Source organism: Thermodesulfobium sp., assembly GCF_053498235.1.
Map to the genome: position 1 here is coordinate 21,827 of NZ_JBRCUV010000056.1, position 22,253 is coordinate 44,079.

The 22,253-nt window shown below is 34.9% G+C and carries 23 protein-coding genes and 1 tRNA gene; 4 read left to right on the forward strand and 20 right to left on the reverse strand.

From position 1 onward, the window contains the following. Positions 1-7 precede the first annotated feature (7 nt). From proB to trxA, 15 genes are all read right to left on the reverse strand, one after another. On the reverse strand, positions 8-1,090 hold the full coding sequence (proB, locus tag ACWIUX_RS07890; RefSeq protein WP_448590181.1) for a glutamate 5-kinase: 1,083 nt from the start codon (positions 1,088-1,090) through the stop codon (positions 8-10). Between the two features lie 54 nt (positions 1,091-1,144). Then, positions 1,145-2,155: a GTPase ObgE gene (gene obgE / locus ACWIUX_RS07895; protein WP_448590182.1), complete on the reverse strand. Its 1,011-nt coding sequence runs from the start codon at positions 2,153-2,155 to the stop codon at positions 1,145-1,147. Positions 2,156-2,161: 6 nt separating this feature from the next. After that, complete coding sequence (rpmA, locus tag ACWIUX_RS07900; protein WP_448590183.1) at positions 2,162-2,413, reverse strand: 50S ribosomal protein L27; 252 nt, start codon at positions 2,411-2,413, stop codon at positions 2,162-2,164. A 50-nt stretch (positions 2,414-2,463) separates the two neighbouring features. Further along, complete coding sequence (locus ACWIUX_RS07905) at positions 2,464-2,748, reverse strand: bL21 family ribosomal protein (protein ID WP_448590184.1); 285 nt, start codon at positions 2,746-2,748, stop codon at positions 2,464-2,466. A gap of 22 nt (positions 2,749-2,770) precedes the next feature. Then, positions 2,771-2,862, reverse strand: a tRNA-Ser gene (locus tag ACWIUX_RS07910). A gap of 135 nt (positions 2,863-2,997) precedes the next feature. Continuing rightward, positions 2,998-3,186 (reverse strand): ATP-binding protein, encoded by a 189-nt coding sequence (locus tag ACWIUX_RS07915; protein ID WP_448590185.1) that lies wholly within the window; start codon positions 3,184-3,186, stop codon positions 2,998-3,000. A gap of 110 nt (positions 3,187-3,296) precedes the next feature. Then, positions 3,297-3,530, reverse strand: a complete 234-nt coding sequence (locus ACWIUX_RS07920; RefSeq protein WP_448590186.1) for a hypothetical protein — start codon at positions 3,528-3,530, stop codon at positions 3,297-3,299. 36 nt (positions 3,531-3,566) lie between these two features. Beyond that, entirely contained in the window at positions 3,567-4,625 is a 1,059-nt protein-coding gene (gene dsrB, locus ACWIUX_RS07925) for a dissimilatory-type sulfite reductase subunit beta (RefSeq protein WP_448590187.1), read from the reverse strand. Next, a complete protein-coding gene (gene dsrA, locus ACWIUX_RS07930) occupies positions 4,625-5,815 on the reverse strand; it encodes a dissimilatory-type sulfite reductase subunit alpha (protein WP_448590188.1) in 1,191 nt (396 codons plus the stop codon). The genes dsrB and dsrA overlap by 1 nt, the downstream gene beginning before the upstream one ends. A gap of 76 nt (positions 5,816-5,891) precedes the next feature. Continuing rightward, positions 5,892-6,209, reverse strand: coding sequence for a TusE/DsrC/DsvC family sulfur relay protein (locus tag ACWIUX_RS07935; protein ID WP_448590189.1), 318 nt, complete (start codon positions 6,207-6,209; stop codon positions 5,892-5,894). 49 nt (positions 6,210-6,258) lie between these two features. Beyond that, on the reverse strand, positions 6,259-7,764 hold the full coding sequence (locus ACWIUX_RS07940; protein WP_448590190.1) for a (Fe-S)-binding protein: 1,506 nt from the start codon (positions 7,762-7,764) through the stop codon (positions 6,259-6,261). Positions 7,765-7,767: 3 nt separating this feature from the next. After that, positions 7,768-8,577: a respiratory nitrate reductase subunit gamma gene (locus tag ACWIUX_RS07945; protein WP_448590191.1), complete on the reverse strand. Its 810-nt coding sequence runs from the start codon at positions 8,575-8,577 to the stop codon at positions 7,768-7,770. Positions 8,578-8,736: 159 nt separating this feature from the next. Then, entirely contained in the window at positions 8,737-9,462 is a 726-nt protein-coding gene (locus tag ACWIUX_RS07950; protein ID WP_448590192.1) for a tRNA lysidine(34) synthetase, read from the reverse strand. After that, positions 9,449-10,462: a tRNA-specific 2-thiouridylase gene (locus ACWIUX_RS07955; RefSeq protein ID WP_448590193.1), complete on the reverse strand. Its 1,014-nt coding sequence runs from the start codon at positions 10,460-10,462 to the stop codon at positions 9,449-9,451. The genes ACWIUX_RS07950 and ACWIUX_RS07955 overlap by 14 nt, the downstream gene beginning before the upstream one ends. A gap of 22 nt (positions 10,463-10,484) precedes the next feature. Continuing rightward, positions 10,485-10,796 (reverse strand): thioredoxin, encoded by a 312-nt coding sequence (gene trxA, locus ACWIUX_RS07960; RefSeq protein WP_448590194.1) that lies wholly within the window; start codon positions 10,794-10,796, stop codon positions 10,485-10,487. A gap of 153 nt (positions 10,797-10,949) precedes the next feature. Between trxA and metE the strand changes: the two genes are divergently transcribed. Next, positions 10,950-13,211, forward strand: a complete 2,262-nt coding sequence (gene metE / locus ACWIUX_RS07965) for a 5-methyltetrahydropteroyltriglutamate--homocysteine S-methyltransferase (RefSeq protein ID WP_448590195.1) — start codon at positions 10,950-10,952, stop codon at positions 13,209-13,211. Between the two features lie 25 nt (positions 13,212-13,236). Here metE and ACWIUX_RS07970 read toward each other — a convergent pair whose 3' ends face one another. Further along, a complete protein-coding gene (locus ACWIUX_RS07970; RefSeq protein WP_448590196.1) occupies positions 13,237-15,087 on the reverse strand; it encodes an ATP-dependent helicase in 1,851 nt (616 codons plus the stop codon). Between the two features lie 283 nt (positions 15,088-15,370). Here ACWIUX_RS07970 and hisS point away from each other — a divergent pair, with 283 nt between their 5' ends. Together hisS and aspS are read left to right on the forward strand one after the other, a co-directional pair. Continuing rightward, positions 15,371-16,630, forward strand: coding sequence for a histidine--tRNA ligase (gene hisS, locus ACWIUX_RS07975; protein ID WP_448590197.1), 1,260 nt, complete (start codon positions 15,371-15,373; stop codon positions 16,628-16,630). Next, a complete protein-coding gene (gene aspS / locus ACWIUX_RS07980) occupies positions 16,605-18,386 on the forward strand; it encodes an aspartate--tRNA ligase (RefSeq protein WP_448590198.1) in 1,782 nt (593 codons plus the stop codon). Before hisS ends, aspS begins: the two co-directional genes overlap by 26 nt. Positions 18,387-18,395: 9 nt before the next feature. On the opposite strand, the gene ACWIUX_RS07985 is transcribed toward aspS, so the two are convergent. After that, positions 18,396-18,815, reverse strand: coding sequence for a hypothetical protein (locus ACWIUX_RS07985; protein WP_448590199.1), 420 nt, complete (start codon positions 18,813-18,815; stop codon positions 18,396-18,398). A 132-nt stretch (positions 18,816-18,947) separates the two neighbouring features. Here ACWIUX_RS07985 and ACWIUX_RS07990 point away from each other — a divergent pair, with 132 nt between their 5' ends. Beyond that, complete coding sequence (locus tag ACWIUX_RS07990) at positions 18,948-19,859, forward strand: alpha/beta fold hydrolase (protein ID WP_448590200.1); 912 nt, start codon at positions 18,948-18,950, stop codon at positions 19,857-19,859. Here ACWIUX_RS07990 and ACWIUX_RS07995 read toward each other — a convergent pair. Genes ACWIUX_RS07995 through ACWIUX_RS08005 form a run of 3 tightly spaced genes read right to left on the reverse strand, consistent with a single transcriptional unit; the run spans position 19,840 to position 22,249 of the window. Further along, positions 19,840-20,436, reverse strand: a complete 597-nt coding sequence (locus ACWIUX_RS07995; protein ID WP_448590201.1) for a class I SAM-dependent DNA methyltransferase — start codon at positions 20,434-20,436, stop codon at positions 19,840-19,842. The genes ACWIUX_RS07990 and ACWIUX_RS07995 overlap by 20 nt on opposite strands. 17 nt (positions 20,437-20,453) lie before the next feature. Further along, positions 20,454-21,200, reverse strand: coding sequence for an ABC transporter ATP-binding protein (locus ACWIUX_RS08000; RefSeq protein WP_448590202.1), 747 nt, complete (start codon positions 21,198-21,200; stop codon positions 20,454-20,456). Then, on the reverse strand, positions 21,200-22,249 hold the full coding sequence (locus ACWIUX_RS08005) for a FecCD family ABC transporter permease (RefSeq protein WP_448590203.1): 1,050 nt from the start codon (positions 22,247-22,249) through the stop codon (positions 21,200-21,202). The genes ACWIUX_RS08000 and ACWIUX_RS08005 overlap by 1 nt, the downstream gene beginning before the upstream one ends. Positions 22,250-22,253 lie beyond the last annotated feature (4 nt).

Consider the following 22,253-nt stretch of genomic DNA (forward strand, 5'->3'; position numbering starts at 1 on the left):
TAAGCTTTTAGATAATTATCATATAATCCTTGTGAACTATTTCATCTCCAAATTTATAGCCCAAAATATTATAAATATCTTTAGTATTAGAACCCTTTATTCTTAAAATTTCATTAGATGAGTAATTCGTTAACCCTTTCGCAACAATATTACCAAATTGGTCAGAAATTTCAATAACATCTGCCCTTTTAAAATTTCCTTCCACATCTACAATGCCTGATGGCAAAAGGCTTTTATTTTTTAAAAGAGCATCCTTTGCACCCTGATCAACAATAACTTTACCTTTTGTTTTAGTATTATATTTCAACCACGACATCTTCTGCGAACATTTTAATGATGGCTCAAAATGTGTACCAATTTCTATATCTTTATTCAAATCTTTAAAAAATTCTTTAACTCTTTTGTTAGAAATAACATAAACAGAAATACCAGCATCAGTTGCTATTTGAGCAGCCTTTAGCTTTGTATACATACCACCAGTACCTAATCTTGAGTCAGGTTGCCCAGCAATATCATAAAGATAGCCATCTATTTTCTTAACCCTTCTAATTAAAGTACTTGGATCATCTTTATTTGCATAAAGGCCTTCAACATCAGTAAAAATAGTAAGAATATTAGCTCTAACCAATAATGAAACAAGAGCTGAAAGGGTATCGTTATCACCTATCTTTATTTCTTCAACAGCGACTGTATCGTTCTCATTTATAATAGGCACGATATTAGACTTCAACAAAACCTTAAGTGTATTTTGAATATTTAAAAATCTTTCCCGATTAGTCAAATCAGAAGCTGTAAATAATAGTTGGGCGCACTGAATATTTTCCTTATCAAAGGCTTTCTTATATGCGCTAATTAAGTAAAATTGGCCTACGGAAGCTGCAGCTTGCTTCTCTGGGATCGATTTTGGATTTTTGATATTGGTATAGAACTTTCCTAGACCTATTGCACCTGAGGAAACAAGAACAAACTTAAAACCTTTTTTCATATTTATGGATATACCCTCTGCAATCATGTTTAAAAACTCTTCATTAGTTGAGTTTTGTTTAATAAGCGAAGAGGTGCCAATTTTTAAAACAATCTTCTTATTCATTTAAACTTCCTCGAAAATTTGTCCTCGTGAATTAGTAAAGTTCTTTTTATTTTTTTAAACAAGTATTTTTGACTCAGTAACAAATTCTAAAATAATAGATTTTAAAGCCTCAACATCTTCGCTATTCTTTGCACTTATAGCAACAACTCTTTCATTTAAGTTTTTAAAGTAAGATAAAAGTCTTTCCTGTGCGCTTACATCAACAAGATCACGTTTGTTTAATAGGAGTATTCTCTTTTTCTGCAATAAATCCCTATTATATTCCTTAAGTTCTTTCAAAATCGTATTATAATCGTTAATTGGATCCTGACTTATATCAAGAACAAATATAAGGGAATTTGAACGCTCTATATGTCTTAAAAAAATATTTCCTAAGCCTCTACCACGGCTTGCGCCTTCAATGATACCTGGAATATCAGCTAAAACCACAGATTTATCTTTATCTGATAAAACACCAAGAACAGGTTTCAATGTAGTAAATGAATATTCTCCAACAACTGCTTTAGCATTTGTTAGAGCATTTAAGAGAGAAGATTTACCAGCGTTTGGAAGTCCAATAAAAGAAGCATCTGCAATAATTTTTAGCTCAAGCAAAACCTCTTTTTCTTCACCTGGCTCTCCCTCTTGAGCATAATGAGGAATTCTATTTGTAGGTGTAGCAAAATTCGCATTTCCCAATCCCCCTTTACCACCTTTTGCTATCAAAAAGACTTTCCCATTATAATCAAGATCACAAATAATTTCATTTGTATTTGAATCCCTCACTAGTGTACCTATAGGAACATAAAGGTATAAATCATCAGCATCTTTTCCATGCATCTTCTTTGAGGATCCTGGTTCACCGTTTTTCCCTACTAGTTTGGTATTAGCTTTAAAAAAGGACAAATCGCTTACTTCCTTTGAGGCAACAAGATATATGTTAGCGCCCCTACCGCCGTCTCCGCCATCCGGTCCCCCTTTTGGAATATATTTTTCTCTTCTAAAACTTACACACCCTCTTCCTCCATGCCCCCCCACAAATTTAACCCTTGCTGTATCAGGAAAAATATATGATTTCAAAGACATAAGATTCTAATTTGGAATAACCTCAGCTACTGTTCTGCCAGCTTTCTTTATAAAGTTAACCTTTCCATCAACCTTAGCAAAAATAGTATAATCCTTCCCAAGTCCCACGTTGTTTCCTGGACGTATTTTTGTCCCACGTTGTCTTACTATAATTGAACCCGCAGTAACTATCTCACCACCATATACCTTAATTCCAAGATATTGAGGGTTACTATCTCTTCCATTTCTTGAACTTCCTCCGCCTTTTTTAGATGCCAATTAAATCACCTCTTTTTAAATTCAAGGATATTAATTATATTTTAAAATTCTTAACCAGAAACTCTTAATAAAGTGTATCTTTGCCTATTACCCTTTTTATTTCTATAACCCTTTTTAGGTCTATATTTAAAAGCAATTACCGTTCTCTCTTTACCGATTCCTTCCACTATAGTTTCTACATTTTTAGTTTTAATTTCAGGCTCTTCATCAAAAAGAAGCGCATTTTCAACAACAAATTTCTCTCCTGGGTTTAAACCATTTATATATGGTACTTTTACTTTATCGCCTGGAGAAACTAGAAACTCTTTACCCTTAATGTTTAGAACGTACAACACCTTTATGCCTCCTCAAAAAATATGGCGGAGAGAGAGGGATTCGAACCCTCGAAGCAGTTTTATCCGCTTACTCCCTTAGCAGGGGAGCGCCTTCGACCTCTCGGCCATCTCTCCATTAGCATGGAAATTATAACAAAAAATTAAACTTTTGAAAACAACTTAAGTTGGTATTATATCACAACTTTAATCGATTATAAAAAAGCGCGCAACTATAAAACAAAAAATATAGTTGCGCGCATATAGTAATTTTTAAAGCTCAGTTACAGTTACTGCACCAGTTGGACAAACTGATACACACGTCATACAACCAACACAATCATCTGACCTTGTTGGTTGAGACTTACCGTTTACCATGTCAAAAACCTGATTTGGGCAATTATCTGCGCATGCACCATCTCCATTACAGGTATCTTGATCAACTTTTACCACATAAACCATGAAAATTACCTCCTTCGAGTATATTATGTAATAAATATTTTAGCAAATTTAAATAAACAAATAAATACCTCCCCCAAAAATAAGGGGGAGGTATGAACGTTAAACATTAATTACTTAGGCGTATAATGCCAGTTAGGATCGTTATGATATTCATCCTTTAGAACTACAAAAGAGGTTGTAACATAAATATATTCTACAATTCCTTCGTTAGCTAGCTCTGCAATAGCAGCATCTACTGCCTTTTTATCTTCCCCTATCTTTTCTGCAATTTGCCTATTTTTTGCTTGTTTAACGGTTTTAAGATATTCGCATATCTTAACCTTGATCGATGGATCTGCAGCCATCTGTTTTCACCGCCTTTATATTAAGGAACAATTTTATTACCACTTAAATGTAGCTGTTGAACGGAAGGTTGGAACAGAGAAAATATAGTCATCAATATGCTTATCTGTAAATGGCAAACCAGTAACTTTGAAGAATTTCTCCCAACCAATCCTGTTGATCCACTCGCCGTAACGCTCTCCCTCTTTTGCATCCTTTGCGTAAACATCAATAAGTAATCTTACAGTTTTAACTAATGTAGGCCATCTTGGTGGTTCATTAGGAATATAAGGGACAGCCAACTTAGAAAACATAGCAGGATGCCTTGCATCAGAAACTTTACCGCCTACAAATATTGCAGCTCCGTCATTTTTGGGATCGAATATTGGCATTGCGGGACACATAGTATAGCAGTTACCACAATACATACATCTCTCTTCGTTTACAACGACTGATTTTTTGGCTGGTTCGGGTCTGATTGCCCTTGTTGGACATGCAGCTACAACGTTTGGTATCTCACACATCTTGGAAATCTTTTCATCATCCACCTTTGGTGGAACTCTGTGCACTCCGACAATTGCAACATCTGAACAATGGACCGCACCGCACATATTCAAACAGCATGCCAAAGCAAGTCTAAGTCTGGCTGGAAGCTTTGCTTCTTTATAATACTCAAAAACCTCATCCATAACGGACTTAACTATACCCGAAGCATCAATTGCAGGAGTATGGCAGTGTATCCAACCCTGAGTGTGAAGCATATTTGAAATGGTATTGCCCACTCCTCCTGGGGTGTAACCCATTGCGTGAAGCTCTGCTTTCAAAGGTTCAATATTAGCTTCATCCTCAACTAAAAATTCTATCGAATGCCTACTGGTAAATCTGAAAAATCCACCGCAATATTTATCAGCAAGATCACAAAAGGCTCTTAAAGTATCTACATGCATAAGTCTTGGTGTTGCCGCTCTAACTGTATAAAGCTTTTCGCCACTTTCTGCTACATGAACTAGCGTACCGGTATCTAATACTTCATGATATTTCCATTTGCCGTAGTTTCTCTTGCAAAGGTCGGACATCATGTCCAAGTATTTTGGTGGTCCAAAATCTGTCTTAACCATTATTGGTTCACCTCCTCTTTACTCCAGAAGTAGAATGGATTGGTACGTGGATGCAAGACCATCTGAGGAACAGCAGGAAGGCCTGTTGCCTGTAAGAAGCTTCTCATACCCAATCTGTAAATAAGCTCTCCAACTCTCTCCCTCATCTTTCCATTCTCATCCCACCACTCCCATATTTTCTCAAGGAGCTCAGAGACTTCATCATAAGGAGGTTTCATTTCCATAAATGGAACAATAACCCATGACATAAACGCCGACTGTAAGATTGGAGCATGACCACCAATCAATATGGTAGCGCCGGTTATTTTCCCCTGTCTAAGAGCCTTTGGCATCTTATTTATGCAGTTATGACATCTTACACAATTGCTGTTGTCTATTGAAAGAGACTTTGTTACAGGATTATAGGAAATGCACTTCGTTGGACACTTATCAACTACCTGTCCAATGATGTCAAATCCAGCATTTACATAGTTTACTACCTCTGTTCTATTAATCTGGATATTGTCTTTCCAGGTACCAATAATTGAGAAGTCAGCTCTAGCCTTTGATGCAACACCATCATTTGCACAGCCAGCAATTTTGATCTTAAACTTATATGGCCACATAGGCCTGTGAAGCTCGTTTTGATATCTCCTTGTAAGAGTATCCACGATATCAAGAGTATCAATACATGCCCACTCACATCTGCCTGGTCCTACACATGCGCTTGGCGTTCTGAGGTCTGATCCAGAACCTCCAAGGTCCCAACCTTCACGAGCAAGGTCATCTGTAACAGCTTGCAGTTGATCTGTATGAGTACCGAGCAATATAATATCACCCGTTGCTCCGTGGAAGTTTGTCAAGCCGCTACCTCGCTTCTCCCATATATCGAGAAGTTTTCTTAGCCTATCGGTCTTGTAAAACCATCCCGCAGGCTGGTTGATTCTCATAGTGTGAAACTCGGTCAAACCTGGAAATTTATCAGGTACGTCAGAATAACGACCGATTACTCCTCCACCATACCCTGTAACACCGACTATTCCGCCGTGTTTCCAGTGAGTAATTTTTTCCTCATACGAAAGCTCTAACTGACCAAGTAGATCGTTACAAGCATCATTTTTCTCAGCACCTTTTTTGATCTCTTTTACAAAGCTTGGAAAAGGACCATCAAGAAGCTGATCTAGCATTGGTGTTTTTCTTAATTCTGGCATTAATCAGTACACCCCCTTAAGGTGAAATAAATTTTGTTTTTTTAAAAAAATGGGTAAGCTTATCACCTCCCCTGTATTAAACACATCCTGTTGGTTTAGGCAATCCTGCAATCTTACATGCACCCTTTGCAGGGCCGGTCGGAAAGAGTTCATAAATTCTCTTGAGATCCACACCATTATCCTTACAAAGTTTCCTTACCATTGGAGCAATCTGGTATTTTTTAAAATAGTCGTGTAAATAGTTTACTATCTTCCAGTGCTCCTCTGTTAGTTCTTCAACTTGTTCAGTCTTCGCAAGGTAACGTGCTACATCTTCATTCCACTGTTCTGGATCTTGGATGAAACCATCCTCATCAACTTCTAACTGCTTACCATTAACCTCAATAAATGGCATAATTTAACACCTCCAAAATTTATTTTCAAAGTAAAATATATAAAGCAACTTATGATTTGGCATACTTATTTTTAGGAAATGGAAAATCTACAATAGCATCGCCCACAAGATCAACAAGACCTTTAATCTTTACGTGATCGAGCTCATCTTTATACCCATCATGGACTATAAAGGTGTTATGCGCCTTACCAATAGAGCATATTACCACAGCTATATCAGGGTTAACCGCTTTGTATTGTTCTGCTTTATTTCTCGAAAGTTTAACCCTTAAATTAATACTTTCTGGGTCATCCCAAAGTATACCTGTTCCACCGCCACAGCACCAGTTCATCTCCCTATTTGGAGTCATTTCTATAAATGATCCCTCAGGCAATATCTTTGAAAGCACATATCTTGGCTCTTCTATAAGGCCTCCTGCCCTAGCATTGTTACAAGAGTCGTGAAGCGTCACCCTCATTCCCTCGTATCTAGATGGATCTACCTTAATAACACCATTATCTATTAATTCTATTAATTTGTGAACAAGGTGTACATAATGAAATCTCTTGTCAACCCATTCGCCGTTTACAGTTTTTGTCATCATCTTCCAGGTTCTCCATCCATGAGCGCACTCACCAAGAACAACTTCAGCACAGTTTTTCATCTTAAAAGTCTGATCTATAAGACGCTTGTTTAACATTCTCATCGTATTTTCATGCAAAAAGAGCCCGAAATTTCCTGTTTCTATTATATCGCTTGAAATCGTCCATCTTATCCCAGCAGCATGCATTACCTTTGCTACACCCATCATAGTATCAGGGTAAGCAAAAAAATCAGCTGAAGAAGGATTATAAAGCAGCTCGGCATCCCAATCATCAACAGGTATTTTTATATCTACACCAGTTTCCTCTTTGAGTTCTTCTTCGAGAAATTCAACTGTGTCCATAAGACCAGGTTTTGTAATAACCATATGGTTGCCTGTCTTCCACATAGAAGTTAAAACGCTCCAATGAAACTGGGAAACGAAGCCACACTGAATGAGTATTTCCCTTCCATATCTTGTAATCTCTGCTGTGTCAATACCCATCGGACAATAATATGAACATCTTCTGCACTGTGAACACTGATAAAAATAATAGTACATCTCCTTAAGACCCTCTAAGGTAACCCTTTCTGCGCCTACAATAGGCCCTAATATAGCACCCTGAGTAGTAAAGTATTTCTTGTAATATCTTCTCAAAAGATCTGCTCTCATAACAGGTACATTTCTAAGTTCACCTGTTCCCTGGTATGTATGACAAGCATTCACGCATGCCCCACACTTTACACAACTCTCCATATATACCTTTAACTGCCTATGTTGTGCTAGAACTCTAGCAAAAGCACTCACAAAGCGCTGCTCAAGTTCGGTTTCATCAAAAGGCTTGTCCAGCGGTTCAAGAGGATAAATTTTTGGAGCCAAAAAAGGTACAAGATGCTTCTCGCCTTTATCCATTGTTTGAACTGTTTTTAATCTCTCATCTTCCCACCATCTCTGAGGAAATCTTCCCTTTTCAACGTTTCTGTCAAAATTCATATTCTACTTACCTCCCTTCCACTCGCAAACTTTGCTTCTCCAGTCAAAAACCATAACCTTTTTGGGATCATAATTCGTAATCATCCAACGAGCAAAAAATATTCCACAAGAGTGCATAAGTTTGCTAAAGGGAAAATAAATAAGCAATATTTCAACAAGGAACAAATGCCATGTAAAAATTGGATTATCAGGAAGGGCTACAGGATGTAATGTAAAAAGACCAATTATCCATCTCTGAGCAACATCGTATTCAACCCCATAAGTAGAACTAAACCTCATGAAGTTACCCATACAGGAAATTCCTAATATTAATAAAACGATTAAATAATCAATACCATCTGACATAACTCTTACTAAGGGGTTAAAAAATCTTCTTAAAAAGAGATAAATCAAGCTCAAACTGAGAAAGATCCCTGACACAGTCCCTAAAAATTCCGACATATGCAAACTTGTTTCAGGACTAACACCTAAAATTGTGAACTGATGACCTAGTGTCCCAATACCAACAATATGACCAATTATAATAAGAGCTAAAGAAACATGAAATATCCATCCCCCTAGCCACAAATCGGTCCACTTACCAGTGTAGACTGTTGCATCATAAATTTTTAGAAGGATAGAACGGAATAAAAAGGTGTCCAAAAGAACCTTTATAAAAGCTCCCTCTGCGGTCTTTGGCGCTGGGAAATCCGTTAAAGGATACACCACAGGCACCCTCATCCACCTATAAATCTGAAGTGGAACCCCCACAAAAAATACAACGATTGCTACATAAGACAAAACATTACCAACTAAAAAAGAGAACCAATCCAATAGACACTCACCCCTTTATTTAAAATTTTCACCCCATGGGTTACCATTATTATCATAAACTATAACAAAATTTATTAGAATTAACAAGCAAAACTTATACAACTATTAATAAAACAATATTATATTCCTATAAAAATCACTTATTAAATAATAAATGATTTATATATTTCTTTGATTTTCCATTTCTTTTTCAAGAAGCAGTCTTGCCCAAGAAGCCATGTGTTGATGCATTACATGCCAATTATTGTAGCCTTGATAGAGCCATTTTTTAATCTTTATCCTCTCACTGTTAATACTATATGGACATTCTGACTCTATTGGATTTATCCCCTGAATCTTCTTGGATAGCGTTTTTATATGTTCTTCTTCAACCAGCAAAAGTGGTCTGATTAGGTAAATATCCCTTCTTGACAAATACTTGATTGGCAAGAGAACATTTGGTCTACCATTCATAGCAATTGTCATAATAACTCCCTCTAGTAGGTCGTCAAGATGATGGCCAAGAGCTAAATGTGTAGCTCCCATTATTTTAGCTCCATCCACGAGAGCTCCTCTTCTAAGATGAGAACAAATAGCACAAGGAGAATCTGCTTTAGACAATGAATTATAAATAAATGACTTCTTTTCAATATATGGAATATCGTTTAAAAACAAATATTCTTTAATTTTATCGTAGCTAAACCCAGGAAAGCCTTGGTCAACCAAAACAGCACAAAGTTTATATTTATGCTTCCTATGTCTCAAAACTTCATTTAAAGCCCAAAGAGTTATTAAACTGTCTTTACCACCAGATAGCCCCACAGCAAGAGTACCACCGTTTGGAAGTATTGAATATTTATAATCAAGTTCAAGAATCTTATTTAGAGTTCTTTTAATCAACCCCAATAATAATTCCACCACCTAATAATTCTTGATTATCCAAAGAATAAAATGAAGCAATTTGGCCTTTGGTAGGTGCAAAAACCTTTTCTTGAAAATTTACATACAACTTTTTATCCTTAAGCTTTACATTGCATACAACAGGTTTGGCTTGATATCTAACTTGTATTAAACACCTATCTGGAAGCTCATTAAAAAGATTAAGCTTGTCAACGATTATTGAGTTTTTATAACAAAACTCTTTAGTATTCAAATACACTACATTCTTTTCGTGATCTAAATCCTGAACATAAAGCTTTACGGGTTCTTTGTGACCAAGCCCTCTACTTTCACCTATCGTATAAAAATATGAACCCCAATGATTTGCAACTACTCTATTTCCATAAAGAAATATACCTGCTTTCTTTCCATATTTATCTTGTATTAGACTTTTATAACCTTTTTTGACAAAACACAGATCTTGGCTCGAAGGAATATCTTTCCAAAAGGAATATCTTTCTTGCATAATTTTTGTTATATATTTTTTCGTATAATTGCCTAATACAAACATAGCATTTTTAAGATATATTGATGGAACTAAGGATAAAAAATAACTTTGATCCTTTTTGTCATCTATCCCTCTAAAAATTCTTAATTTACCATTAAAAGAACTCCTAACATAGTGACCAGTAGAGAAGTAATCATAATTATATTTAGATCTTACTCTTTCTAAAATTCTAAATTTCACTTTCATATTACAAAGAGCACAGGGGTTTGAAGTAAACCCAGAAATAATCATCTCAAGAGATCTATTAATAACTTCTTCTTTAAAGATTTTTATAGCATTAAAGGATTCAAATTTTACTCCCAATAAATCACTTAAAAACCTTGCCCTAGAGTAAGCTTCATAATTATCGAAAAGGTTAATATATAAACACATTACATCAAAACCCAATTTTTTAAACAAGAAAGCGGTATAGAAGCTATCTATACCGCCACTTATTCCTACTACAATCCTTTTATTCAATTTTCACAAAACAAAGAAAATGTTATGCTAAAAATGGAGAAATCTCTCTCACAATTTTTTCTTTTGCCACTGCACCAACAATTCTCTTTTGCTCTTCCCCATTTTTATATAAAATCAATGTAGGAATACTCACAATTCTAAGGTTTTGTGCAAGAACTCTATCATTATCAACATTAACTTTACATATTTTTAACTTACCTGCATATTCCTTATCAAGTTCTTCTAATATAGGTGCTATCATCCTGCATGGACCACACCATGGAGCCCAAAAATCTATTAGAGTAACACCGCTTGATATCTCATCTTTAAAGTTTAATTCATTTAATTCCTTCATAATTTATCACTCCTTAATTAAAAGATTATCAACCTTAAAAGTTTAAAAACATTACTTAAAATATACATAATATATTAAACTAAATTTACATTTTAGACAATTACTTATAAAAATGTTAATATTTATCAACCGTTTTGGAAGGAGTGATGTTGTTTGTTGAAAACTAATGTTATTGGTTACCCTAGAATTGGTGAAAAAAGAGAACTAAAGTTTCTTTTAGAAAATTTTTGGCAAAATAAAATTGATGAAAACGAATTCCTATCAAATTATTACGAGCTTGAACTTTCAAGATGCAGGTTACAATTGGAATTTGGTATAGATTTAATACCAGTTGGCGATATGTCAATGTACGATCACGTCTTAGATACTGCTTATATGTTTGGGATAATTCCAAAAAGATTTGGTAAAGCACGCGGACTTGATTTGTCAGTTTACTTTTCTATGGCAAGAGGCTCAAAAGATGCTCCAGCAATGGAAATGACAAAGTGGTTCGATACAAACTATCACTATCTCGTGCCAGAAATTGATGACGAACAAAATTTTTATTTAAATTATCCCTTTGTTTTAGAATCGTTCAAGAGGGCTAAAGAAGCGGGTATCATTACAAAACCCGTAATCTTAGGCGGTTTTACATTTCTTAAATTATCAAAATCATACTCCCCAAAAAGATTTAAAGACCTTTTGTTAAAATTAGCTCCTTTATATGTAGAGCTCATTCAACAACTCGAAAAAGAAGGAGCAGAATATATTCAAATAGACGAACCATATTTGGTTTTAGGCTTGACAGCAGATGAATTAAAAATATTTAGAGAATTTTATTACAACATTTTGCCATATTTAAAGTGTAAAACTATTTTGCAAACCTATTTTGAAGGCGTACCAGATTTAGAAATGCTCTACGAATTGCCATTTACAGGTTTTGGACTTGATTTTTGTAGATCAGATGAAAACCTAAACAAAATTCTAAATACAGATTTCCCAAAAAACAAATTATTGGTGGCAGGTTTAATAAATGGAAGAAATATCTGGAAAACTGATTTAACCAAAGTTCTAAAACTTTTAGACAAAATAAAAACTAAAATAAATGCAGATAGAATTATATTGTCTACAAGTTGTTCCCTAATGTTTATTCCCTCTTCTGACAAAAATTTAGAAAACTTTCCTAAAGACCTAATTAATAGACTGGCATTTGCAAATGATAGGCTCAAGGAACTCTACATTTTGAAAGAATTTTTAAATGGCAACAATACATTTTCTTCAAAGATAGAAGAATCACATAAAATATGGGAAAAAACACCGGAAACCTTTTTTATCAAAGAGATACGAGATAAAATTAAAAATCTAAAAAGCGAAGACTTCATAAGGAAGGAACCATTTGAAGAAAGATATAAGGTACAGATGAATGAGCTTAAACTCGGTTTATTTCCTACAACAACCATTGGTAGTTTTCCACAAACCAAAGAATTAAGAGCCCAGAGAGCAGCGTTTAAATCTGGTGCAATTTCTAAAGAAGAGTACACCGCATATATCAAAAGTCTCATACAGGACCTTATTAAAAAACAAGAGGACCTCGGTCTAGATGTTTTCGTTCACGGGGAATTCGAAAGAACAGATATGGTAGAATTTTTTGGAGAAAAACTTCAAGGCTTTGCTACATCAAAATTCGCTTGGGTTCAGTCTTATGGCTCAAGGTGTGTAAGACCACCTATAATATACGCTGACATAAAAAGGAATGCCCCAATGACGTTAGACGAAATTCTATACGCTCAATCACTAACAACAAAACCCGTAAAGGGCATGCTTACTGGCCCTGTTACAATACTTAACTGGTCTTTTGTTAGAGAGGATATTCCAAGAGAAGAAGTAGCATACCAGATAGCCCTTGCCCTTGCAGAAGAAATTTTGGATCTTGAAAAGAATGGCATTAAAATAATTCAAATTGACGAACCAGCATTTAGAGAAGGTCTGCCCTTGAGGAAATCTAACAGAGAGAAATATATTGAATGGGCTATAAAGTCCTTTAGGTTAACCAACAGCAATGTAAAGAAGAATACCCAAATCCATACACATATGTGCTATTCCGAATTTAATGAAATGATAGAAGCAATTTACGCTATGGACTCTGATGTAATTTCAATAGAAGCCTCCAGAAGTAAGGGCGACATCTTGGAAGTCTTCGAAAAGTTCAAATATGATCACGGAATAGGACTTGGCACTTATGACATTCACAGTCCAAGAATACCATCCATTTCAGAAATACTTGAAATATTAGAGCGATCCATCAGGGTTATTGATAAAAGGCTTATCTGGGTTAATCCAGATTGTGGTCTAAAAACAAGAGGTTGGGAAGAAACTATACCCTCCCTAAAAAATATGGTTGAAGCAGCAAAAATTATGAGAGAAAGATATAAATAAATAACATCTTAATTTCCCAGAGAGTTTAAAACTCTCTGGGATTTAACTTCACAATTGAAACATCTAAATAGTTATTTTTTTCTTGTAAAAAGGGAGAAATTATATTTTTTGCAAAATAACTTTTGTTTTTCTTCGAATACATAGGAAAGGTAAATATAAGTCTTTGCTTCGCTCGCGTAATTGCCACATAAAATAGCCTTCTTTCTTCTTCTATTTCATCACTTGATTGAGCTTTAAAATGCGGATATACATTTTCAACAACTGACAAAATAAATACAACATCAAATTCAAGTCCCTTTGCTGAATGAATTGTACTCAAAATTATATTGCTGCTTTTAGATTCGGATTTTTCCACAGGATCAAGGGTAAATGCTTCAAGATATTCCAAGAGATTATCATAATTAGAGCTCATATCAATAAACTTGACTAGATCTATCTCTCTCTCTTCATAATTTTCAGGATAAAGTCTTTTCATAATGTCTTTATAAAAATCAAAAATTACTTCAAGGATATTGTGCCAATCAGTAATTCCTGAAATTTTACTTAGAAAATGATACAATTCAGTCAAATTTTTTTCTTTTGTCAATAAATCTTTTAGATTTCCTCCTGCTATTATTGCATCCTTAATCTTCTCAGCTTTTTTTTCGCCAATTCCAGGAAACATTCTTAAGATTCTTAGTAATGCTATTTCATCCTTAATATTTACAAAAATTCTTAAAAAAGACATAAAATCTTTTGCGTGTGCACTCTCAGTCAGCTTTTGCCCACCATAAAAAGAATAGTTTATTCCCATCGAGTTAAGCTGGCTTTCAAGATTTCTGCCTATATATGCAGTCCTATATAACACCGCTACTTTCAAACCCTCTTCACTAAACTTTTGTATTTCTCTTGCCACATATCTTGCCTCTTCCCAATCATCAGGAACAATTATTAGTTTAGGCTTTACATTATTTTTCAAATTAACTTTAGCAACTAGTTCTTTCTTTATAGAGCTATATGAAGACTGAATAACTGAATTTGCAATGTCTAGAATTGACTGAGTAGACCTATAATTTGAAGAAAGGATTATTTTTTCAGCATCAAGTTTTTTAATAAAGTTCAACATATTTTCATAATATGCACCTCTAAAAGAATAAATGCTTTGTGCATCATCTCCCACAGCACTGACTCTTGATCCTAATTTATAAAATTGATAAAGCATTTCGGCTTGAATTTGATTTGTATCTTGAAATTCATCTACCAAAACCTCGTCAAATGGGCTTTTGTCAAGAGTCTTAATCGCAAGCAGCCCGTACATCAGTAAATCGTCAAAATCTAAATAATTTCTTTCTTTTTTATTTGTCTCATACATACTAATTATCTTTTTAATATCCTCAAAATTTACGTATTTATACCTTTTTTGAATTATCTCACTTAGATCTTGATTGTTGTTTCTGGCATAAGAGTATAAAGCCAAGATGTCCTTTGGTTTAAATATAAGCGCTTCAAGCGCCTCTTTACTGTATATTTTGGCAAAAACCTTCTTCATCAAATCCATAGCATCTGCTTCATCGATAATTACGAAGTTATTAGACAGCCCAACTCTTAATGCCATCCTCCTTATTATATTTGCACAAAAAGAATGAAATGTACCAGAATAAAGTCTATTTGTAGTATCTTCTTCAATCAGCTCCCTAACTCTACTGGTCATCTCTTTCGCAGCTTTCTTAGTAAAAGTCAAAAGAAGATATCTTGCTTCTGGGTTCTCTTTTAAAAGTCTGGCAGCCCTCGTCGTTAGTACTCTGGTTTTGCCTGTCCCAGCTCCAGCTATTATCAAAAGTGCTTTACTATCAGAGTAGACAGCCTTTTTCTGCTCCTCGTTTAGATTTGAATCCAAATGCACACCCCTAAAACAAAATATTTGAAAATTCTATTATATATTAGAACCATAGTAACACAAGCATCTCATAGTACCGCGAGCATCCCATAGTATCACGAGCATCCTTGCTCGTGGACGTTCTTTATAGTATCACGAGCATCCTGCTCGTGAATGTTCTTTATAGTAACACGAGCATCCTTGCTCGTGGACGTTCTTTTAAGCGGTAATTTATCCAAATAGAAATTCTATATTATGTTAAAATAGAATGTTAATTTTTCTTTATAGATTGAAGGAGAGAATATTGAACTACAAAGCGCCTAAAGGAACTTTTGATATTTTCGGTAAAAAAGCCAAAATTTACGAAAAAATAGAAAGTATTGGCAAAAAAATTATGAAATTATATGGTTTCTCAGAAATAAGAACCCCAATTTTTGAAGATGCTGGACTTTTCACAAGAAGCCTTGGTGAAACATCGGATGTAGTACAAAAAGAGATGTATATATTTAAAGACAAGGGAAATAGACTACTGGCTCTTAGACCAGAGGGCACGGCTCCCGTAATAAGGTCAATAATAGAAAACAACCTTGCCCAAAATAACTCCGTAAAACTTTTTTACACAGGCCAGATGTTCAGATATGAAAGGCCTCAGGCAGGCAGATTTAGGCAGTTTCATCAATTTGGAGCAGAGATTGTCGGCACGCAGGATCCTATTTCCGACTTTGAGATTATCGATTCTTCCACAAAGATCTTAAAAGAATTAGAAATAGAATACGAATTGCACCTTAACTCTGTAGGGTGTAAGGTTTGCAGACCTGCATATAAAGAAGTACTAATTTTATTTCTCAAAGATCATGTAGACGAGCTATGCGAAAACTGCCAAACAAGATTGTACAAAAATCCATTGAGAGTTTTGGACTGTAAAGAAGAGCAATGTAAACTTGTTACATCGAATGCCCCTAAGATCACAGATTACCTGTGTGAAGATTGTAAAACCCACTTTGAAAAATTACTAAATTATCTTAAGAAGTCTAAAATTGAATTCATTTTCAATCCACGCCTTGTGAGAGGACTTGATTATTATACAAAAACTGCATTTGAAGCCCTAAATTTTTCTCTCGGATCACAAAACGCAGTTTTAGGCGGTGGAAGATATGATGGTCTAGCAGAAGAACTAGGAGGAAAAAACCTCCCAGGTGTAGGGTTTGCTTCGGGAATAGAAAGACTGGTTACTATTTTAGAAAATTCCAATAAAACTTTTGAAAAAGAGCATAAATTTATGGTGATTCCTATAACAAGCTTAGAATTTGACTATGCCTTAAACCTTACATCAGAGTTAAGAAAATATATAAGCGTACTATTCCCATACGATTACAAAAATCTGAAATCAGCCTTGAAACTCGCAGTAAAATCAGATTGCAGCTACGCAGTGTTGGTAGGTTCAGATGAGATAAGGGATAATCTAATTAGCATAAAAAACCTTGAAAACGGTAAACAGAAGAGTTTTTCTAAAGTTGAATTTTTAAATATTATAAATAATGAGAGGTGTAATTTTGGCTTATAGAACACATACTTTAAAAGAAATAAATAGATCTCTTGAAAATAAGACAATTACAGTATGTGGTTGGGTAAACAAAAGACGCGATCACGGCAACCTAATATTTCTTGATATCAGAGATAGGTATTCTATCCTACAAGTAATAGTAGATACAGAAAATACTAATACATTTAAGATAGCAGAAGAAATTAGATCCGAATATGTATTACAAATAACAGGAAATCTCAGAAGAAGGCCGGCAGGCACTGAAAATATGAAAATTTCAACTGGTGAATTTGAATTGGTAGCAAACGATATAAAAATATTAAATAAATCAAAAGTGCCACCATTTTCCATCTCAGACGAACAAAAAGATTACGATGAAAAATTGGGGCTAAAGTACAGATATCTTGATCTAAGAAGATCAGAAAAAAAAGATAATCTTATAAAGAGACACTTGATAACTAATATCATTAGAAACCATTTTATAGAAAATGATTTTCTTGAAATAGAAACCCCTTACCTTACTAAAAGTACTCCTGAGGGAGCTAGGGATTTCCTTGTCCCATCAAGACTTCAACCGGGTTCATTTTATGCACTACCACAATCCCCCCAGCTTTTTAAACAAATTTTAATGATAAGCGGATTTGATAGATATTTTCAGATAGTTCGATGCTTTAGGGATGAGGACCTAAGAGCTGACAGGCAGCCAGAATTTACTCAGGTAGATGTTGAGATGTCATTTATTGAGCCATCTGACATAATGGGCATTACTGAAGATCTCTTTAGAAAATTAAATTCCAAATTCAACATTGAATGTGACTATCCTATACCAATTATGAAGTATGCCGAAGCAATGAATAGATTTGGAACCGATAGGCCAGATCTTAGAAATCCTCTTGAAATCTTGGATTTTACTGAAATTTTAAAAAATACTCAGTTAAAGATCTTTAAAAGCGTCATAGAAAAGGGAGGATACATTAAAGGCTTTGCATTAAAGAACAATCAGTGCAACCCAACTAGACCTATACTTGAAAAGATAAACAATATGGCAAAAGACTTTGGATTACCAGGCATTGCATGGATATTATTTGATGGCTCTGAGATAAAATCTCCAATAGCAAAATTCTTGTCTGAAAACGAGATAAACTCTTTCAAAAAGGTATTCGATCTCGATGACAAAGATGCTATCCTTCTTGCGGCAGGTAAGGACGGTCTCCTACAATCCCTTGGTTCGCTTAGGATATTTCTTGGAAATGAGTTCAATCTAGTCAAGGAAAATGAATTCAAATATGTATGGATAGTAGATTTCCCGTTATTTGAATACGATGAGAAAGAAAAAAGACTCAACTCTGTTCACCATCCATTTACCGCTCCGCATCCAGAAGATCTAGAGAAGTTAGACACAGATCCGCTTTCTGTTCGCTCCCTTGCATACGATATAGTCCTAAATGGAAACGAGTTAGGTGGCGGAAGTATTAGAATAAACAATACTAATTTACAGAGCAAGATATTTAAACTTCTTAATATTTCGCCAGAAGAGGCTCAAGTAAAATTTGGCTTTCTTTTAGAAGCACTTGAATACGGCGCCCCACCACACGGAGGAATTGCTCTCGGACTTGACAGAATAACAATGCTCTTTACTGGCGCAAAGTCTCTCAGAGATGTAATAGCCTTCCCAAAGACCCAGAGCGGGACATGTCTACTTACCGATGCACCGTCACAGGTGGATAAAAAACAGCTCGACGAACTGTCTATCTGCGTTAACATAAAGGAAGAGTGAGATTAATCTTTATTTTTTAATATAATCTTCAGCAATGTCAATAGCCCTTCCAAGGAGAGAGACATCCTCTGGATAATCAATAATAGTTGAAGGATTTTTGTCTTCCATTATCAAATTGTTGTTATCAGAAAACGCTTTGTATTCCAACACCTTGGTTGGTCGCAAGGCATCATTTATATTAGTAGAATATCTTTTCAAACCCTTAATAATGTCTTTGCCAAAGTGGATTTCACTAAGTACCCAGAATTTCATAGTATGGTCATTTTTGTCGTAAACCACACTGTCAGCATCCACATAATCTTTCCTAATCTCTCCTGACGAAAGTGTCAAAGTCCCCACATAAAGCCAGTTAGTAGCAAGAGCAGAATTTACTTTTGAAAAAGAAAACATTATTGCAAGACATATTACAATAAAGAATTTTGCTCTCATAAATATCCACCCCTTATAAATTTTATATGCTAATATTTTAACAGATTTGCATAAATTTGATCGTGCTATATAAGAAGTGCTAGAATCAAATATTGTAAATTATTTAATCTTATACGATTCAGGAGGAAACACATGAAGCGATTGATGGTTTCAATTTTTCTAATAATATTTATTTTGATATCAAAAAGCGCCTATGCAAACCAGGAGTTTTACGATCTGTTAAACAATACATATACAAGATATACAAATACAGAATCTTCGATGATAGCATACAAGGTTTTAGGTGAAAAAAATAAAAAGACCATTGTAATGTTAGAGCCTTTTTCAAGCAGCATGAACAGTTGGGACGATTCATTTATTATGGATCTATTAAAAGATTTCAGGTTAATTTTTATAGATTATCCGGGCATTGGACAATCCAAGTTTCTCTCAAACAAGGATCCAGATATAAGCGAATTGGCAAAAGCCGTAAAGAATGTATTGAAGAATGAGAAAATAAAGAGTGCAAACATTCTTGGTTACTCAATGGGTGGATTTGTAGCTCAACAATTTGCAAATATGTACCCTGATATGGTTGATTCTCTTATATTGATTAGCACTGATGCAGGAGGAACAAGCGCCATAAAGCCTCAAGATTACGTAGTAGATGCACTTTTTAATCCATTACCAGACTTAGAAAAACAAGGAGAAAGGATCATGAAGGTGCTTTTCCCTACAAATGAAATTGACAATTACAAAATCAAGATGGCGCTTATCTATCAGAGGTCATCGCCAGATATTACCCCAAGAGTTTTTAATTACGAAAAACAAATTATATTTTCCTGGTATCTTAGCAATACTAACCAGGAAGAGTTAAAGGGCAAAGATTTTAAAACTCTTATACTCTCATCCGATCAAGATCTAGTAGTCCCACCCGAAAATGCTGTAATACTTCACAAACTTTTGCCAAATTCAAAACTAATAATATTCAAAGGTGCAGGTCATGCACTCATTTACCAAATACCATCAGAAGTGGCATCAGCTATCAGGAAATTTCTTGAGTAAATTTTTGTAAATGAAGAATATATCCTTTATCATCGTCCTTTGTGTGCAGTATTGAAAATCCTTTACTGCTTGCTATAGCTTGAACTATCTCAACACTGAGTAGCACGTGATCTTTTACCTCTTCCTTCTTAGAATGAACTCTATTTATGTGCTCTCTTGAAGAATTGTGCAATATCAAGAGCTCACCTTGCCTATCCAATAAACTTGATGACTTCTTAAACACATCTTCAAGGTTTCCCAAATGAGGCAAAACATTTATCATAAGAATAAGATCAAAAACGCCATCTACATCAAAAAAATTTATTATATTAGCTGAGAATCTCGGATCATCTATCCTCTCAATAGCTTTTTCAATCATCTTTGAAGATATATCAATTGCATATAGCTGAGCGTTATGTTTTAACCTCTTGAGGATAAAACCTGTTTCTATGCCGGTAGCGCATCCAACTTCAAGCACCCTGGTAAACGAATTCCAGTTAATAAGGTTTAGCCCACCCTCTAAAACATCTATATCTCCTCTTGAAAATATACTATCCCACTCATCAGATAACCTATCGAAAAAGTCTACTATGTTCATCTTCCCTCCAGATAAATTTAGAATACTAAAAAAGGCCTGCCATCTATTTGCTTAATCTTTATATTAACCCCAAAGGTCTCACTAAAGTTTTCTTCGGTTATAATTTCTAAACCCCCTGATGAAAATATTTTCCCATCTTTCATTAAAATAAACTTATCTATAAATCTTAGTGCAAGGTTTATATCATGAATAGCCATAAGACATGAAATCTCATTACTTTGAACAATTTGTTTGACAATATTCATAACTTCAATCTGACTTTTTATGTCAAGGTTGTTTGTTGGCTCATCCAGAAGAATTAATGAGGGCTCCTGAACCAGTGCCCTTGCAACTATCACCTTTTGAAGCTCACCGCCGCTTAATTCGTCTACGAATCTCATAGCAATCTCTTGTAAAGAAAACATTTCTATGACACATTTTGTAATTTCGAGATCTCTTTTCGATATGTCCCATTTAACGTATGGCTTTCTCCCAAGTAAAACCGCATCAAAAACTGTAAGCCTGGTAGCTTGATTTCTCTGGGAAACATAAGAAACCTTTTTTGCAATTTCAGAACCTAATTTTTTAGTATCTTGCCCCTCGATCAATATTGTTCCGAATTTTGGCTTAAGAATCCTATTAATACACTTTAACAAAGTAGACTTACCCACTCCGTTGTTACCAAGAATAGCTATAAGATCGCCCTTATCTATATGAAAATTTACGTCCTTTAATACGTCAACGCTATTATACGAAAAGCTTATGCCATTAATCTGAATAAACACTATTTCATTTTTCCTCTTAAATATAGAATGTAGATAAAAAAGGGAGCTCCCAAAAAAGAAGTTACAGCCCCAATTGGCAAGATTACAGGAGAAAAAATTGTTCTGCTGACAACATCAGCTATTATTAGTAAAATTGCCCCCGACAAAGCACTGGCTGGTAAGATAAATTTGTGATCAAAGTCAATTATCTTCCTCATTGCTTGAGGTGCTACTAATCCAACAAAACCTATTATACCCAAGAACGAAACTATTACTGCGGCTATAAGAGAAGAAACTATCATTGACACGAATCTTATTCTATCAACATTTATACCCAAACTCCTGGCGCTCTCATCGCCTATTTGCATAGCATTATAGTTTAGACTGTTGAGAAGAAAGTATACAAAAGAAAGGGCTACTACAATAGCCATTATCAGGATTTCATTCCAGTAAGCGCGGCCAACATCGCCAAATGTCCAAAACACCATACTGGTAACGGCAACTTCATTTGAAAAGTATTGAAGCATTATGATCATGGCAGAAAAGAGCGCCCCAAGAGCTACACCCGAAAGAACTATAGACTCAGGACTAAAACCCTTGAACCTTGCAAGAAAAATTATTGTAAATGTAGATATGAGCGACCCAAAGAAAGCACAAGCAGTAACGAAATACGGGTTGTTAATAATAATGTTTGATCCAAGAGAACCCTGCCCTAACAGTACTATTCCCACACAAGCTCCAAATGCTGCCCCCTGAGAAACGCCCAATGTAAAGGGGGATGCAAGCGGATTTCTCAAAACGTTTTGCATAATGCAGCCTGCTATAGCAAGACCAAATCCCGCTATAAAAGATGAGGCTATTCTGGGAAATCGCACATTAAACAATACTGTGCCTTCCCTTGAGCTTGGATTAAATAAAGATAATATTATATCTGAAAAACTCAAGCTAAACGTGCCAATTTTTGCAGAAAATATTATAAAAAGCAAAGATATAAAAAAAAGCAACACTACAATGAAGAGTTTTTTCTTATAATAACTTCTGTAATTCTTTAAAATATCACTTTTATCCATAAAA